At 35.9% G+C, this 15592-nt stretch carries 17 protein-coding genes and 2 pseudogenes; 3 read left to right on the top strand and 16 right to left on the bottom strand.

Annotated elements, in window-relative coordinates:
• Positions 1-16 precede the first annotated feature (16 nt).
• On the top strand, positions 17-2158 hold the full coding sequence (locus tag G580_RS0105200; RefSeq protein WP_028841310.1) for a methyltransferase domain-containing protein: 2142 nt from the start codon (positions 17-19) through the stop codon (positions 2156-2158).
• A 15-nt stretch (positions 2159-2173) separates the two neighbouring features.
• Positions 2174-2899 carry a SapC family protein gene (locus G580_RS0105195; protein WP_028841309.1) on the top strand — a complete coding sequence of 242 codons (726 nt, stop codon included), beginning with the start codon at positions 2174-2176 and terminating at the stop codon, positions 2897-2899.
• A 4-nt stretch (positions 2900-2903) separates the two neighbouring features.
• Here the strand turns inward: G580_RS0105195 and pyrF are convergent, their stop codons facing one another.
• From pyrF to G580_RS0105110, 16 genes and pseudogenes are all read right to left on the bottom strand, one after another.
• A complete protein-coding gene (pyrF, locus tag G580_RS0105190; protein ID WP_051132425.1) occupies positions 2904-3644 on the bottom strand; it encodes an orotidine-5'-phosphate decarboxylase in 741 nt (246 codons plus the stop codon).
• Positions 3628-4086 carry a transcriptional regulator NrdR gene (gene nrdR, locus G580_RS0105185; protein WP_028841308.1) on the bottom strand — a complete coding sequence of 153 codons (459 nt, stop codon included), beginning with the start codon at positions 4084-4086 and terminating at the stop codon, positions 3628-3630. Before nrdR ends, pyrF begins: the two co-directional genes overlap by 17 nt.
• A 57-nt stretch (positions 4087-4143) precedes the next feature.
• On the bottom strand, positions 4144-5106 hold the full coding sequence (locus G580_RS0105180) for an NOL1/NOP2/sun family putative RNA methylase (protein WP_051173124.1): 963 nt from the start codon (positions 5104-5106) through the stop codon (positions 4144-4146).
• Complete coding sequence (locus G580_RS0105175) at positions 5087-5746, bottom strand: HAD family hydrolase (RefSeq protein ID WP_028841306.1); 660 nt, start codon at positions 5744-5746, stop codon at positions 5087-5089. Before G580_RS0105175 ends, G580_RS0105180 begins: the two co-directional genes overlap by 20 nt.
• Positions 5747-5762: 16 nt before the next feature.
• Entirely contained in the window at positions 5763-6038 is a 276-nt protein-coding gene (locus G580_RS0105170) for a DUF167 domain-containing protein (RefSeq protein WP_022856107.1), read from the bottom strand.
• Positions 6039-6048: 10 nt separating this feature from the next.
• On the bottom strand, positions 6049-6333 hold the full coding sequence (locus G580_RS0105165) for a YggT family protein (protein WP_028841304.1): 285 nt from the start codon (positions 6331-6333) through the stop codon (positions 6049-6051).
• Positions 6334-7326: a PhoH family protein gene (locus G580_RS0105160; protein ID WP_028841303.1), complete on the bottom strand. Its 993-nt coding sequence runs from the start codon at positions 7324-7326 to the stop codon at positions 6334-6336.
• Positions 7327-7504: 178 nt separating this feature from the next.
• The gene (locus tag G580_RS0105155; protein WP_169357082.1) at positions 7505-7855 is read right to left on the bottom strand and encodes a hypothetical protein; all 351 of its coding nucleotides are present in this window, start codon (positions 7853-7855) and stop codon (positions 7505-7507) included.
• 65 nt (positions 7856-7920) lie between these two features.
• Positions 7921-8253, bottom strand: a complete 333-nt coding sequence (locus G580_RS0105150; RefSeq protein WP_083960811.1) for a methyl-accepting chemotaxis protein — start codon at positions 8251-8253, stop codon at positions 7921-7923.
• Between the two features lie 578 nt (positions 8254-8831).
• A pseudogene (locus G580_RS10095) lies at positions 8832-9614 on the bottom strand (ParA family protein).
• A 2-nt stretch (positions 9615-9616) separates the two neighbouring features.
• A complete protein-coding gene (locus G580_RS0105135) occupies positions 9617-10855 on the bottom strand; it encodes a methyl-accepting chemotaxis protein (protein ID WP_028841301.1) in 1239 nt (412 codons plus the stop codon).
• A 4-nt stretch (positions 10856-10859) separates the two neighbouring features.
• The gene (locus G580_RS0105130; protein WP_028841300.1) at positions 10860-11228 is read right to left on the bottom strand and encodes a response regulator; all 369 of its coding nucleotides are present in this window, start codon (positions 11226-11228) and stop codon (positions 10860-10862) included.
• A 32-nt stretch (positions 11229-11260) separates the two neighbouring features.
• Positions 11261-11485 carry a hypothetical protein gene (locus tag G580_RS0105125; protein WP_028841299.1) on the bottom strand — a complete coding sequence of 75 codons (225 nt, stop codon included), beginning with the start codon at positions 11483-11485 and terminating at the stop codon, positions 11261-11263.
• Complete coding sequence (locus G580_RS0105120) at positions 11476-14091, bottom strand: chemotaxis protein CheA (RefSeq protein WP_028841298.1); 2616 nt, start codon at positions 14089-14091, stop codon at positions 11476-11478. The genes G580_RS0105125 and G580_RS0105120 overlap by 10 nt, the downstream gene beginning before the upstream one ends.
• Complete coding sequence (locus G580_RS0105115) at positions 14088-14459, bottom strand: response regulator (RefSeq protein WP_028841297.1); 372 nt, start codon at positions 14457-14459, stop codon at positions 14088-14090. Before G580_RS0105115 ends, G580_RS0105120 begins: the two co-directional genes overlap by 4 nt.
• Positions 14456-15298 (bottom strand): CheR family methyltransferase, encoded by an 843-nt coding sequence (locus tag G580_RS0105110; RefSeq protein WP_028841296.1) that lies wholly within the window; start codon positions 15296-15298, stop codon positions 14456-14458. Before G580_RS0105110 ends, G580_RS0105115 begins: the two co-directional genes overlap by 4 nt.
• Positions 15299-15410: 112 nt before the next feature.
• Here G580_RS0105110 and G580_RS10090 point away from each other — a divergent pair.
• Positions 15411-15592 (top strand): annotated as a pseudogene (locus tag G580_RS10090) (IS256 family transposase); the annotation flags it as partial.

The following is a 15592-nucleotide window of genomic DNA, read 5'->3' as shown; positions in this document are numbered from 1 at the left end:
TATTTTGGAGGAAATAATGCTTACTGTTCAAGCCAAAACCAAACTAAGTTTTGAGTTTAACGGCTATCAATTTAACCTAAAACCTGGGGAGAAGCTGCTTTTTGCTAATGATGTGTTTGGTCTTTTACCTACCAACCTTCAAAGTCAGTTTGAGAAAACCCATTCTGCCCTTCCTCCTTTTTATGATGGAGAAGACCTAAACGGAAAAACCCTTTTTGTGTTTATGCAAGGTGCTATAGGAGATGTGCTCTGTTCTACGGTGGCTTTACGTGAGATCAAAAGACGCTATCCAGAAAGTAAACTCTGGGTAAGTGTTTCTGGAAGGGCTCGTATAGTCTTAGAAAACCTGCCTTACATAGATAAACTTTTACCTCATCCTGCTCCTATAAAAGAGGTGGTAAAAGCTAACTACATGGTTAAGGCAGTAGAAATGGTTAACTCCCCTCATTTTGACAACCTAAACATGGTAGAATGGTTTTTATGGAAGTTTAAACTTTATTTTGCTGAAGACGAAACCCCTGATGTTTGGGTTGACTTGAATGTGGTAGAAGAGATGAAAAAAATATTTGAAGAAATCAAAAAGGTTTCCGGAAAAGACAAGGTACTGCTTTTTCACTATCTTGCTTCTTCTATCCACAGAACCCTTCCTCCTAAACTCCTAAAAGAAATAGAAGACTTAATCTCTACAGAGTTTGTTCCTGTTATTTGTAGTCTACCTGACGAAGATTTGACAGTAGAGGTAGCCCTTGATGTTTACGGGATAAAAGCAGCAAACCTTTCTGCGTTAATGAAAGACCTTAGGTATTTAGTAGCCGCTATCTATTTATCTGACGCGGTCATCACCGCAGATACCTCTACTTTACACATAGCAGGAGGCCTTAAAAAACCTACGGTTTTTATAACCGGTCCCATTGAAGGTAGACTGAGATCCGACACTTATCCAACGGTTATTCCAGTTCGTCCTAAATACACAGGACAAACCTGTAAAGCTCCCTGTGGGGTCCATGCTATTAATGAACCCTGTTCAGAGGCTAAGGTTAAACATCAGTTTTACAGCCCCTGTATCGAAAGCATCCCTCCTAAGGTAATTTATTTTGCTTTAAAAGATGCTCTGTTAGCCTGTCAAGAAAGCCATGAGAAACCAGAACGTTGTCCTTTGTGTAGTTTTAACGGACCTTTTAGCCTGTTTGAGGTAATAAACCAATACCGCATTTTTGAATGCCCAAGCTGTGGACTTCAATTTGGTTATCCTCGTAAAAGCATGAAATATGATATAGCCTATGAACAAAAGATTGATGAACTTTTAAGTTTTGGGCATACAGCTTATGAAAATTATCAACAATTAGAAAAAGAGGAGGTCAAAGAACTAAAAAAATGGAAAGATCTTCCCAGGTTTAACGTATTACTTCCTATTTTAGAGGTTTTACCTAAGGGTAAGCTTTTAGACGTAGGGTGTTCATGTGGCAATTTTATGTTGATTGCTAAGGCTAAAGGGTTTGAGGTTTATGGAATAGATGCGAGTGAAAAAGCGGTTGAACTTGCCAAAAAATACTACAACCTTAGGGTAGCTAAAGCCTTAACCTTTAAAGAACTCCCTTCAGACTTTCAAGGTCCCTATAAGGTAATCACAGCCTTTGAGGTAATCGAACATGTAGAAAACCCTTTAAATTTTCTTAAGGAAATCTACGAACTTTTAGAAGAAAATGGTGTTACCATCATCAGTTGTCCTCCTTATTTTGCTTTTAAACATTTAGCCAAATCCTATCTAAAATACCAATGGTGGGGCAATGACTACCCACCTCACCACATAAACCGTTTTAAACCCTGGACTTTGTATTACGGTTTAAAACTTGCCGGGTTTGAAGAGGTAGTCATTTTTACAGAACCTTTAATCCCAGGGACCGTGCTTGAAGGAATAACTCCTAAAAGCGCCGAGGTAGAATTAGATGGAGGACAAAGGCTTTTCATTCCTTCTATATTTATGGCTAATCTGGTTTTAGCAAACTTCAACCCTCTATACATCAACGCACGATACTTAGGAAACTTTCAGTATGCTATAGGAATAAAAGGAAAAACTGGACTTAACTGGGAAAAAATTATTCAAAGGGCGATCAATGTTTCTGCGGTAGACATACTGTGGAAAGATGATAAAATCTAAAAAGGAGGTTTAATAATGTTTACCCCGTCTCAACTTTTTAAAAATCCTGTTATCCTTGAACCAGAAGAACATAAACATTTAAAGGTTATAAAACCTGACAACTTTTCCTTTATGGAAGGGGTAGAAATCATACCCCTTGGGTATTCGGAAATACTTCCGGCTACGATGTATTATCCAGTGTTTTTTGCTATGTCTGAGGGTATGGTTTTTCCTTTTGCTGTTCTTGGAGTCCAAGGCAAAAATCCTTATTTAACCAAAGAGGGAAGTTTTAAGATAGACTATATTCCTAAGGTGATAAAGCTTTATCCCTTTGGGCTGGTTTATCTTAGAGAAGAGGGGGAAGAAAACTTTTTGGTTGCTGTGGACGGGAAATTTACCACAACCGAAGAAGGAGAGGCCCTTTTCACCGAAACAGGAGAAGATACTACTTTTTTTGCTGAGGTAAAAAAAGAACTTACCGATTTGGCTTTAGACTTAAAAAAAGCCTTAGAGTTTAGTCTGGATATTTTGGAAAAGGATTGTATCGCCCAAACGTCCTTTGTGATGAACGGACCTTTAGGAAAGGTTGAGTTTAAAAATCTGTTTCTTGCAAACATCGAAACTTTAAGACGCCTTCAGCCTGAAAAACTTTATTATCTAAATACCTCAGGATACCTTCCCGTGCTTTATGGAGCCTATTTTAGCGTTAGAAATTTTAAGATTTTTGAGCTATTGTATAGTGAAACCATAGAAATTTATTAAACTTTTATACGTTATCCTTGTTTTGGTTCTTTTGGGCTAAGGCTTTTTCTATTTCTTCGGCGATCTCCATACAGGTTTTTTCAGGAGAAAAAGCTTCTCTGATAGGTCTTCCTATAACAAGATAATCTGCACCAGAAAGGATGGCTTCATAAGGTGTAACTACCCTTATTTGGTCGTCCTTTCTTGCCCCTTCCAACCTAATACCCGGGACCACGGTAAACAACTCGGGATAAACTTCTTTTATCTGAGAAGTTTCTCTGGCTGAACAGACTATCCCGTCACAACCTGTTTGATAAGCAATCTTGGTTAACCTTAGCACCAGGTCTTTAACCTCTCTTACCAGTTCAGCGTTAAAGCCTAATTCCATAAGGTCTGCCCTCTCAAGGGAGGTTAAAACCGTAACAGCTAATATTTTTAGGTTGTTGTAAGCGGCACTTACCGCGCTTTTCAAACTTTCTTCTCCAGAAAGGGCATGAACTGTTATCCAATCAACCCCCAGATTAGAAACTACCCTTACCGTCCTAAGTACAGTGTTAGGAATGTCGTTTAGTTTTAAATCCAAAAAAATTTTGTTATTGCTTCTCTTTTTTATTTCTTCTATTACCTTAGGACCACAACTTGTATAAAGCTCAAAACCGACTTTAAAGACCCCTACCAAGTCCTTCAGTCTGTCTACCCATCTCAAAGCCTCATCTATAGTAGGCACATCTAAAGGAAATACTATCCTATCACGAGGGTTCATCATGGTTCAACTCTTTTATTTGGTTTAGGAATTCTCCTACATCTTTAAACTCTTTATAAACTGAAGCAAAACGTATGTAAGCCACCTTATCCCAGGCCTTTAAGGCCTGCATTACCCTTTCTCCCAAATATCCAGAAGACACTTCTTTTTCTCCTCTTTGAATAAGGTCAAGCTCAAGCTCGTTTACAAAACTTAAGATATTTTCTTCACTGATAGACCTTTTATGGCAAGCCTTTCTTATGCCTGAGATGAGCTTTTCCCGATTATAAGGTTCTCTTCTACCATCCTTTTTAACTATCATGATATCTAACTCAAGTTTTTCATAGGTGGTAAACCTGTATCCACAGTTGCTGCATTCTCGCCTTCTTCTTATGGTATATCCTTCTTCTATAACCCTTGAGTCTATGACTTTGGTTTCTAAGACCTTACATCTGGGGCATTTCATAGAGAATTATTATACTTTATTTTGAAAATTTTTAAATTATACGCCTCTTTAAATAATTTAGACTAACTTGATAATTTTAGCCACAAAAAAGCCTACGGCATCTATTTTATGAGTATAATACCTTTTAGTAAGCCTTAGGTCTGGATGATAAGGTTTGCCTTCCCATTCAGTAATCCCTTCATAATATGACAAAGGAGAAATCCAATCTACCAGTTTAGCCTGTCTTTTTCGCAGAAGATAATCTACTACTTCCTCGTTTTCTTTTGGGTTTATCGTACAGGTGCTATAAACCAACACCCCTCCTGGAGATAAAAGGTCAAAGGCTCTTACTAACAAACCCTTTTGAATAGATTGAAGGTTGGTTTTACCATGTCCTTTTTGATAAAGTATTTCACCTTCAAGCCCTACCCTATATCTTCCTTCTCCAGAACAAGGGGCATCGACCAACACCTTATTAAAAGGAATCCCAAAGGGAAACTGCTCCCCTCGATAACGGGTAGTTATGGCAGAGGCAACCCCTAAACGTTTAAGGTTGGCTACCAAAGCGGTTAAACGGTCTACCCTTTTGTCGTTAGCTACTACAGTAGCTCTATCTTGGGTTATGATGGCTATAAGACAAGTTTTTCCTCCTGGAGCTGCACATAAATCAAGCACTAAATCTCCTGGTTGAGGGTCAAGGGCTATTATAGGAAGACTACTCGCTAAGGTCATCGAATGGATTAAACCTAAACTATACTCCTCTAAATTTCCTAACGAAACCTCTTCGTTGTTAACCACCCTATAAAAATAAGGAACCTCTTGAACTGACTCAAACTGAATGTTTTTTTGTCTTAAAATTTCTAAAAGACGTTCCTTCTCCTCGTTAGTTCTTATCTTTAAGGTGTTTATGCAAAAATACTGACGATGCTGTTTTTTTAAACACTCTAAAAACTCCAAATAATCAGGGATCAAATCCTGATATTGTGCAAAATACTCTTTATAGTCCAAAGGTCTATGGTTTTTAACCCTTTCCTTTCCCATTTAATAAAACCTCTTTAAGCTCGGTATGGTCTTTTACTATCAGGTCTGCTAACCTTAGGTGCTCCTCAGATAAGGTGGTAGTAATAGCTACACAAAAAAGGTTCGCCCCTTTGGCTGAAATCACTCCTGCAGAGGAATTTTCTACCACCAAACCTTGATTGATCGAGGTATTAAAAGCCTTTAACGCCTCTAAATACGGATCTGGATGAGGCTTTCTTTTCTTTATTTTATCCCCTGTAAGTACTACCGAAAAATAAGCATAAAAACTCTTTGGTAAAACTTTTTCTAAAATTTCTACATGAGAGCTGGTAACCAGGGCTAAACCTTTCTTTTCTTTTTTTAAGGTTTCTAAAATACCTGGAACCTCAGGAAAAGGTTTGACCTTTGAGGCATAACGACTAAGAAAAATAGCCTTTTGTTTTTTAAAGAGAGCCTCGAAGAAATCTTTGTCTATGTTAAATCCTTTTTGCAGAAAAATGTCTCGGACCATCTCAAACTCTATCGCCCCTTCGTATAGATACACCTCTTCTTCTTTAAACTTTATACCATATTCAGCCAGAGCCTCTATCCAGGCTTTGGCATGATAAGGCATACTGTCTATCAGAGTTCCGTCAAGGTCAAAAAAAACAAAAGGTTTCATATGTGTGGCCCTCTTTTTAGTCCTTATTTAACGATTTTTCGACATAAACCTCAAATTGAATGGGATCAAGTCCTTCCAAGTTTATCAGTTTTTTAGGTTGAGTTTTTCCTTTGAGAATTTTTATCTGCTTTTCTGGAATATTAAAAACTGTGCTCAAAAATCGGATTAAAGCTTCGTTAGCTTGGTTGTTTTGAGGTTTAGCTTTAAGCTCTACCTCTAAAAAATTAGGAAGTTTATGACCCAAAATCCGGTCTTTCTTCTTTTCTGGATGAACCTTTATCTCTAAAACCATAACAGGGATTTTAGAAAAATAGATATCTGGTTACTAAGTACTGCATTAGATTTTGAACAAAGTAAATCAAAAAAATCACCACTATAGGGCTTAAGTCTAAACCAGCTATCGGTGGAATAATCCTTCTTGCTGGGCCAAGCACAGGTTCGGTTACCCTGTATAAAAACCTTACTACCGGATGATAGGGATAGGGATTTACCCAAGAGATAATACACCTTGCGATGATAATCCAAACATAAACACTTAAGAGAAGGTCTACCACCTGGTAAAGAGATTTAAACAAAATACTTAACATTTAGGCTTCCTTTTCTTTTTGTTCTTTTTTTTCATAGGCCTCTATAATTTGTTGAACGATAGGATGTCTTACCACATCACTTTTAGTGAAATATATAAAAGAAATACCTTTAATACCCTCAAGAACTTCCATCGCTTCAAGAAGACCTGATTTTTTAGGATCAGGTAAATCTATCTGGGTAACGTCTCCGGTGATAACTGCTTTAGAGTTTTGCCCAAGACGGGTCAAGAACATTTTCATCTGCTCAGAGGTTGTGTTTTGAGCCTCATCCAAGATGATAAAGGCCTCATTTAAAGTTCTTCCTCTCATAAAAGCTAAAGGGGCTATCTCTATCGCCCCTTTTTGAAAAAGTCTTACAACCTTATCAAAAGAAAGCATATCATAAAGAGCATCATACAAAGGCCTAAGATATGGATTAACCTTTTCTGCGATGTCTCCAGGTAGAAAACCTAATTTTTCTCCTGCCTCTACTGCAGGTCTGACTAAAACAAGCCTGTTAACCTCTCCTTTCATCAGGTAAGAAACCGCCATAGCAACAGCCAAATAAGTTTTTCCTGTACCAGCAGGTCCTATCCCAAAAACTATTTCAGACCTTCTGATGGCCTCTATATATTTCTTTTGCGTAATCCCCTTAGGGGTGATAACCTTACGTCCTGAGGTAACAAAGATGGTATCTAAAAAAATCTCCTTAAGGTTAGCTTTGGGGTTTTCAAGGATAATCCTTGAGGCATATTCTACGTCTGAAGGATAGATGGTGTAACCTGATTTTACCAATCCATAAAGCTCGGCTATGGTTTTTTCCGCAAGCTCAAGGTCTATAGGCTCTCCTTTGATAAAGATGTGATTACCCTTAAGGGAAATCTGAACCCTAAAAAAATTTTCTAAAATCTTAAAATTGTTCCCCCTTTCGCCATAAAGGGTCCTAACGATAGGATACTCCTCTAAAACGACTTCTTTGGTACTTAATTCTGGTTTTACTTCCTGTAAACTCATCAAAAACTTACACCTCGAATTAAAATTTAGTTAGTTAAATAATAAATAATAAATTGAGATTTTCAAGTGCTTAAAAAGAAACCTCTGTGGGGTTTTGTTTTAGAATATTCAACACTAAATTTAAATTTTAGCAGGTAAAAACTGAAAGGTTAGTCATTTTGACAAGCTTTACCAGTTTTTAAAAAAGCTCTATTTTGGGGGCTTCTTCTTTGATTTTGGTCTCTTCATTAAAAACCTCAGCCTGAACTCTTTTATGGTCTGCCATGATATAATTTTGTTTCACTTTCTCAATCAAAACCTTTATCTCCTCAGGTTGTTCTTCTTCATCAGGGTTATCTACCCAGCGTAAAAGTCTTCTGTTATATTCAGAAATCTCAGAACATATCTCACAAAGCTTTTCAAGTCGTTGTCTTACCACATCTTGGAATTGAACCTTCCCAAGCAAATCAGAGATGGTGTTTAAAATGATGGTATTTTTCTTTTCTATCTCACCGACAAGTTTTGCAATCAAACTACCTACCTGTTCCAAATCTCTCTCCATTTTTTGTGTTGATTGTTTCACAGCCTCAAGCATCAAAGAAAGCTCTGTGCTTTTTAACTGGTCATAAAAAATTCATAGCTTTTATCCATTTCTTCCTTTAGTGTTTTCATTTTAGAAAGAATATCCTTTACTATACTCTCAGTTTTTATCGCAAGTTTCCTTATTTCATCAGCAATCACAGAAAATCCAGCTCCTGCCTTTCCAGCACGAGCTGCCTCTATGCTTGAGTTTATGGCTAAAATGGTTATCTGTTCGGAGATGTCTTTAATGTAGTTTAAAACAGGAAGCATTAAGTCTACCTTTTGCTGTAAACTGTAAATTATGTCATAAATTTCCTGTAAGTTTTTAAAGCGTATTTCTATAATACGATCAAGCTCTTTCAACATCTTAGAGGCTATGTTCTATTTGTCTGTCTATCATTTCGACTGAGTTATCTCCAGAAAAAAACAAAACTTTTAATAAATTCAGTCTGCATTTTAGATTTATGGTAAAAATCAGTTAGTGAGTTTATAAAGTCAATCGCGGTTTCTTCTGTTGTTTTTATGGTTTCTTTTAGGTTTTTTACAAAAAGCTCACTTATTTTATCAAAAAACTTTCTTTGATCCGAACAAAACTTATGGGCTTCTTTTAGTTTTTGTGTTTCTAAACTGATTCATAAAAAAACCGTAAACCCAAACACCGTAAAAGCCGTAAACCCGATTATTAAGGAAATCTGTATTTTTTATGGAATAAAGTTTAAGAAAGGCATTAAAACATAGCTAATTAAACTAAGCCCTATCCAGATAAATAATAAAATAATAAATCTTGCTACTAACTTATTATTTTTAACCATTTCTATCTTTTTTATCCCTTTCATGGATACTTTTTGTGTATTTTTTTATTCTTCAATCGTGAACTTTTAAATACAAGAAAAATTTTCTCAAAATCAAGACCGAAAATCTAAAAAACTTTTCTATGAATTTATCTAAATAGAGAGGTTTTGCAGGGAAAAGTACTCTAATTTTTGAAGTATTTCATCGGTAAGAAGTTTTATGTCTACAGAAGCTCTTGTATTAGGAGCATAAAAAATTACAGGCATCTTATTTTCAAAGGCCTCTACAACCTTTATGTCAGTCCTTATTCCTGAGAACATCCTGTTTGAGCCAAAGTTTGTGGAAAGAGTGCTTTTAATTTTATTATGATGTTGAATCCTTGCATTTATCATAACTGGAATTAAGCCCAAAAGTTTTAAAGAAGGATTATCATATGAGGCTACCCTAAAAAAAACCCGTGTTAAAGACTTAATCCCCTCTAAGGACAAAAAATGAGGCTGGAAAGGAAGCAATACATAGTCTGAAGCAACAAGGGCGTTGACAAGTAAATTATCAAGGGAAGGTGCGGTGTCTATGATCACGAAATCAAAACTATCAAGTAATTTGGGCTTGGCTATCCTATCCCTTAAAACATCTTTTTTACTCCCAGAAAGACTATGGTCAAACATAGGGTCTGCAGGGGAGATATAGAGATTTTCCTATCTTGTCTGATAGATTACTTTATCGACCTCAATCTCAGGATCAGAAAAGACACTATGGATGGTTAAAAGTCCTTTTTTATACTCAAAACCTACACCTATCGTTGAATGTCCCTGAGTATCAAGGTCAACCAGAAGAACTTTTTTACCTCTAACAGAAAGCTCCGCGGCTAAATTTACCGCTACCGTACTTTTTCCTGTTCCACCTTTTCTGTTGGTAATGGCTATGGTCACCATGCTTAAAACAACTCTATCTGAGGAGCTTCTTTTTTAATTACAGTTTCTCCTTCAAAAACCTCTGCATGAACCCTTCTCTGGTCTGCCATAATGTATCTTTCTTTGAATTTCTCAAGTAAAACCTTTATCTCTACGGGTTTACTTTTTTCTTCACAGTTTTCTACCCATCTCAAAAGCTCTGAGTTATACTTTGAAAGCTCTTCTAAGGCTTCGCACACCTTCTCTAACCTTTGCCTTATTACATCCTGAAATTGGACCTCTCCAAGAAGTTCAACAACCATACTATATATAATCTCGTTTTGTTTGTTTATCTCGTTGATTATGGTTACCATCAAACCACCTATCTTAGATAAATCGTTTTCCATTTCTTGATTATTTTGCCTAACCTTTTCAACAAGTTCTAAAACTTCTGTTTTTGTTATTCTAACTTTAAAATATCTATAGCTCTCATCCACCTCTTCTATCATCGATAAGATTTTATCCTGAATCTCTTGCACCATCTTTTCGGTGTTATTAGAGAGTTTTCTTATTTCATTTGCTATCACAGAAAAACCGGCACCACTCACCCCTGCTCGAGCTGCCTCGATTGAGGCATTTATGGCTAAAATGTTTATTTGCTCGGCGATGTTTTTTATGCTATCTATCACAGGGGTTACTTGATACATCTTTTCTCTAAGTTTATAAATCCTATTAAGGTTTTCCTGCAAATTTCTGTTTCTCATTTCTATAACAAGATCAAGATTTTTTATATTTTCTCTGTTATAGTCTATTTGTCTATCGATTATTTTGATCAGATTTTCTCCTGATGAAAGAGAGCTTTTAATAAGTTCTGTTTGTTCTTTTGAGTTACTGTAAAGACTTTCAAGCTTTTTAACAAACTCTATGATATACTCTTCTGTCATTTTTATCGTTTCCTGTATATTCCTTGAAAAAAGTTCAAATATATCGTTAAAACTCGCTCTTTGAGCTGAACAAAAGGTATGTGCTTCTTTCAGTTTTTTAAAAACCTTTTCTGTTTTCTCTGGAATTCTATTGTAAGCACGTATTCTACCTTTATGACTTAAATAAACATTAATAAAAAAGGTTGTCAACACAGCAGAAAAAACAACCATAAAACCTCTTAGTTTTTCAGGGATAAAACTTACGTAAGAAAGAAAATAATAATCAACCATTGATAAAAATAAACTTACAGGCAACAAAACCAAAACAACCACCTTTAGATACTCAGTTTTTAGGGCCATTTTCTTATACTCCTGGTAGAACTTTTTTCATTACATTTATCAGGTCTTGCCCTGAAACAGGCTTTACAAGCCACCCTGTAGCCCCAAGTGCTTTTGCCTGCTGTCTTTTGGTTTGCTCGCTTTCTGTGGTAAGGATAAGAATTGGGGTAAACCTAAGGATTGGTCTTACGTTTTTTATAAACTCAAGCCCATCCATTACAGGCATGTTTAAATCTGTGATTATAAGGTCAGGTTTAAGCCCTGATTTTATTTTATCCAAGGCCTCCTTTCCGTTTGATGCCTGTTCTACTTTGAGCCCATGCATTTCTAAGTTTGTTTTTAGACTTAACAACATGGTAGCAGAATCATCTACTATAAGAACGGTTTTTGGCATTCACTTACCCTCCCTGTTTTAACTTGTAGGTTTTAAAATCCTATAAGCCAGAGTTTTAACCCTTCATCTTTAGGAAGGATTAACTTAGGTTTAAAGATCATAAAAAGCTGTAAAACCGCAGTATGAATATGACTACACTCCGTCATATCCACTTCTGGTTTCTTTACCTTAAGAAACCATTCAAAAAGGGGTTCTGCCTCTTCAACCGTTACGATTTCTTTTAAAATTGCTTTGTTTTTTTTAACCTCTAACGCCATTCTATCAACTCCTTTGGGTTTATTACTAAAAGAACTGAACCATCACCCATAATAGCTGTACCAGAAAATAGAGTTATATCTGCCATAAACCCTGGAAGAGGCTTAAGTATTATGTCTGCTGTCCCTAAAAACTTGTCTACTACTATACCTGCCATTTCATTTTTTATGTTTAACACCAAAACAGCATATTCGCCATCTTCGGTAGTAACAGGTGGAACACCAAGTTCTAACAAATCATTAAGGAAAAGTATGGGAATCACCTTTCCTCTTAAGGAGGTAGTCTGCACTCCTTTAAAAACATGAATCTCTTCTTTTTTGATCCTTACTGTTTCAATGATAGTATCCATAGGGATACCGTATTTTTGGTTCGCCGCTTCAACAAGCATTACATGAGAAACAGCCATAGAAAGTGGTAAGGAAAGAGTAATCGTAGTCCCCTTATCTTTTACCGAAGTAACACTTACCGTTCCGTTATATCTATCTACCATCGATCTTACCACATCCATCCCAACTCCTCTGCCTGAAAGCTCAGAGGAGACTTCCTTGGTTGAAAATCCAGGGAGAAAGATAAGATTTAATGCTTCTTCATCTTTTAATTTTTCAAGCTCTTCCTCAGAGATCAGCCCTTTTTCATAGGCTTTTTGTTTTACCTTTTGTGGGTCAATCCCCCTACCATCGTCTTCTACTTGGATAACTACTCTGTCTGCTTCCTGTTTTGCCCTAAGGATTATGGTCCCTATTTCTGGCTTGCCCTTTGCAATCCTCTCCTCTGGGGGTTCAATCCCATGGTCAAGGCTATTTCTTACAAGATGGATAAATGGGTCTGCCAAAGCTTCAACCACATTTTTATCAGCCTCAGTTTCCTCACCCTCGATGATTAACTTTACCTTTTTACCAAGTTTTTTCGAAATATACCTTACAAGTCTGGGAAATCTCTGAAATACCGTTGAAACAGGGATCATTCTTACCTGCATGATGGCATCTTGCATTTCTTCAGCAATCTTATTTATAACGCTGTAGTATTGTTTCATCTCTTTACTAAATGTAACAAGTTCGTATTCAGTATCCACTTTTCTTGAAAGATAAAGAAGACTGTTTTTGGTAACAACAAGCTCTCCGATAAGGTTCATAAGTCGATCAATCTTGGTTTCATCAACCTTTAAAACCTTAGTAGTTGATGGTTTTTCTGCGACTTCTGACACCTTTTCCTCTTTTTCAACACATTCTACTTTTTTTGCTTTTTCTACCTTTTCTACTTTTTCAGGTTTTCTATATTCTTCAACCTTTAAACTTAGGCACTCTTCTATAAATGAACGAATATCCTCTATCGTATTTTTTTGTTTTAACCTTTCGAGAAGTTCTGAGTTTTTTGAAGCTGTCAAGGCATTCTCAAGAGATAAGAAAACAGATTTTAAAATACCTTCTTTAAGTTCTTGCGATACAGAACTTATTTTTTCAAGAACTTTCTTTTGTTCTTCAAATACTCTTAATACCTCTTTTGGAATTGTCATACTTTTTTCTGTTACCTCGGGTTTAATTTCATAGGTTTTTTGGACTTCGCCAAATCGCGGGGGTTCAAAGGTTTTTATACTTCTTAATAAACCCTCTATATAAACCATAGAGTCTGGCAAATAGTCTATTAATAGCTCAATCCATCTAAGACAAGAAGAAACATATAGATTAGGAGCAGTTAATTCTTTTAAAGCCCTAAGCGAATTTTTTAGAATACCCTTGTCTCCCTTTTTGAGCATCTCAGTAAATTCTTCTACAAAATCCTCGTAAACCGGGCCACCGTTTCTGTCACCTTTTGGAATGATTAACTGAGAGATAGAAGGAATGATAATTTCTATTTGGTCAAGAACATATTGAAAGTGCTCCTTAAGTACAGAATCTTCAGCTATAGCAACAACATCAAAATTAGTAATGCATTTATAGATGTCCAGAGTTTCTATATCCTCTATCCTTTCTCTAAGATAATACCTACCCCAGAGAATATTTGGGGTGTTTCTTACAAGTAAAAACGGGTCATCACCTTTATAAAAACATTCTTCTTCAGGAGAAAATTGCAAAATTCTTACAGGTTTTCCTTCAAAAAGAGCCCTAACCATTAGCATTCTTGTATCTTCAGGAATAACTAAATAATCATAAGATTTAACCTCTGTAGGTTGGTCTTCGATTTTTTCAACTCTTTTTTTTACCTTTTTAAGGCTATCTTTCCCTTCTGACAAGAAATTTCTTATAAAAGATGCCTTTTCAAAGGCGGTCTCATTGGTGCTTGGTTGGAGCTCCCCAGATGCTTCAATCTCATCTATCATTTGAGAAATCGTATCCATTGCCTCAAGAAGGATATCTGCGATTTCGGAGGTATATTCTAAACTTCCATCCCTTAATCTGTTCATCAGGTCTTCACTGGCATGAAGAAGTTTTGTCATAGCCGGAAAATCAAAAAGACCTGAGTTGCCTTTAAGAGTATGCACAAGTCTGAATAACTCGTTTAACAACTCCTTTGAGCTTCCCTCTTCTTCAAGTTTGATTAAAATTTCACCTATTTTTTGAAGATATTCTTTACTTTCAATTATAAATTGCTCAAGTAATGAATTATTCATAAACCCACCCCTGTAAAAATCTTTGCATATTTTATAAGGTCTTCAGGTTTTACAGGCTTTACTAAGTAAAAATTAGCCCCAGCCTCATAAGATAATTCTTTATCCTTTTCTTCAGCTTCTGTAGAAACCATAATCACAGGAGCTTGTTTAACCTCAGCAGAAGCCCTTAATCTCTTTACAAAACTGTATCCATCAAGCTTTGGCATATTGATATCAACCACATAAAGGTTATATTCGTTCATTAAGGCTTTTTCCAGTGCTTCCAAACCATTAACTGCTTCATCTACCTCAAAACCTGCATCTTTTAATATTTTCTTATGATACATTCTTACCGTTGGTGCATCATCTACCACAAGCACTCTTTTCATACATTTTCCTCCAAAGGCTTTTGATAAACTATAGCTTCAGGGAATTTTCTAACCTTAAAAATAGAAGAAATTCTACTCATGGATTCTGAATGGCCAAGGCAAACAAACCCTCCAGGATTTAGTGAATCATAAATGTTTTCAGCAGCGATTTTTCTTGATGTATCGTCAAAATATATAAGCAAATTTCTACAAAAAACAATATCAAACCCACGATATTTCTTAGTCTCCAGTCTATCAACGATGTTGACTCTGGTAAAATTAACGGCTGAAACCAAATCGTCTGAAATTCTATAGTATCCATTGCCAAGGGGTTTAAAATATTTTTTTAATATATGAGGTGGTAAAAACTTTACCGAACGCTCAGAATATATACCCCTTTTGGCGGCTTCAAGGGCATTGGTATCGATATCAGAAGCAACTATTTCTACATCCCACTCATCGATTTCATCCCAGTATTCAAGTAAGTATATAGCAATGGAGTAAGGCTCTTCTCCTGTGGATGAAGGAATTGACCATATCTTTATTATATCTCCTTTTTTCTTTCTCAAAAATATCTCTGGAAGCATCCTGCTTACCATACATCTAAACTGATAGTCCTCTCTAAAAAAATATGTCTCATTTACGGTTAGGGCATTGATCAAGTTTTGAAGTTCCTTTCCGGTTGCTTCCAACCTTAAGAATATAAAATAACTCTTAAAATTACTGTGTCCTGTTGCCTTTATCCTTTCAACAAGTCTTCTGTCAACAAAGTATCTTTTACTCTCGTCAAACATTATCCCTGTCTTTCTATAAAAATATTCTCTAAATCTTTCAAAATCTTCATCTGGGGAGTAGAATATAAATTGTGTCTTTTAATAAAATATTTTAGAGGCATAATAAAAATTTTTAATATTTTTTAAATTAATGATAACATAAAACCTAAAAGACTAAACTAACCAGGAGGTCTGTAAAATGGAAAACTTAGACTTAGATTTAGAAAAAGTTTTAAGTGAAATCTCAAAAATTGAATCAAAAGAGGGTATCAAAATGGCTGCTGCACTCCTCTTAAACGCTCTCATGAAAAAAGAAAGAGAAATATTCCTTAGAGATAGTATTGATAATAAAGCTAATGGTTACTATGAAAGACAACTTGC

It is taken from the genome of Thermodesulfobacterium hveragerdense DSM 12571, assembly GCF_000423845.1.
Lineage (GTDB): Bacteria > Desulfobacterota > Thermodesulfobacteria > Thermodesulfobacteriales > Thermodesulfobacteriaceae > Thermodesulfobacterium > Thermodesulfobacterium hveragerdense.
Note: the sequence above shows the minus strand (reverse complement) of the source record. Positions and strands in the feature narration are given on the sequence as shown.

What these genes read in the sequence shown, in the direction of transcription:
- G580_RS0105200 (WP_028841310.1), top strand. Translation starts at nt 17, where the DNA reads ATGCTTACTGTTCAAGCCAAAACCAAACTAAGTTTTGAGTTTAACGGC.
- G580_RS0105195 (WP_028841309.1), top strand. Translation starts at nt 2,174, where the DNA reads ATGTTTACCCCGTCTCAACTTTTTAAAAATCCTGTTATCCTTGAACCA.
- pyrF (WP_051132425.1), bottom strand. Translation starts at nt 3,644, where the DNA reads ATGATGAACCCTCGTGATAGGATAGTATTTCCTTTAGATGTGCCTACT.
- nrdR (WP_028841308.1), bottom strand. Translation starts at nt 4,086, where the DNA reads ATGAAATGCCCCAGATGTAAGGTCTTAGAAACCAAAGTCATAGACTCA.
- G580_RS0105180 (WP_051173124.1), bottom strand. Translation starts at nt 5,106, where the DNA reads ATGGGAAAGGAAAGGGTTAAAAACCATAGACCTTTGGACTATAAAGAG.
- G580_RS0105175 (WP_028841306.1), bottom strand. Translation starts at nt 5,746, where the DNA reads ATGAAACCTTTTGTTTTTTTTGACCTTGACGGAACTCTGATAGACAGT.
- G580_RS0105170 (WP_022856107.1), bottom strand. Translation starts at nt 6,038, where the DNA reads ATGGTTTTAGAGATAAAGGTTCATCCAGAAAAGAAGAAAGACCGGATT.
- G580_RS0105165 (WP_028841304.1), bottom strand. Translation starts at nt 6,333, where the DNA reads ATGTTAAGTATTTTGTTTAAATCTCTTTACCAGGTGGTAGACCTTCTC.
- G580_RS0105160 (WP_028841303.1), bottom strand. Translation starts at nt 7,326, where the DNA reads ATGAGTTTACAGGAAGTAAAACCAGAATTAAGTACCAAAGAAGTCGTT.
- G580_RS0105150 (WP_083960811.1), bottom strand. Translation starts at nt 8,253, where the DNA reads ATGTTGAAAGAGCTTGATCGTATTATAGAAATACGCTTTAAAAACTTA.
- G580_RS0105135 (WP_028841301.1), bottom strand. Translation starts at nt 10,855, where the DNA reads ATGGCCCTAAAAACTGAGTATCTAAAGGTGGTTGTTTTGGTTTTGTTG.
- G580_RS0105130 (WP_028841300.1), bottom strand. Translation starts at nt 11,228, where the DNA reads ATGCCAAAAACCGTTCTTATAGTAGATGATTCTGCTACCATGTTGTTA.
- G580_RS0105125 (WP_028841299.1), bottom strand. Translation starts at nt 11,485, where the DNA reads ATGGCGTTAGAGGTTAAAAAAAACAAAGCAATTTTAAAAGAAATCGTA.
- G580_RS0105120 (WP_028841298.1), bottom strand. Translation starts at nt 14,091, where the DNA reads ATGAATAATTCATTACTTGAGCAATTTATAATTGAAAGTAAAGAATAT.
- G580_RS0105115 (WP_028841297.1), bottom strand. Translation starts at nt 14,459, where the DNA reads ATGAAAAGAGTGCTTGTGGTAGATGATGCACCAACGGTAAGAATGTAT.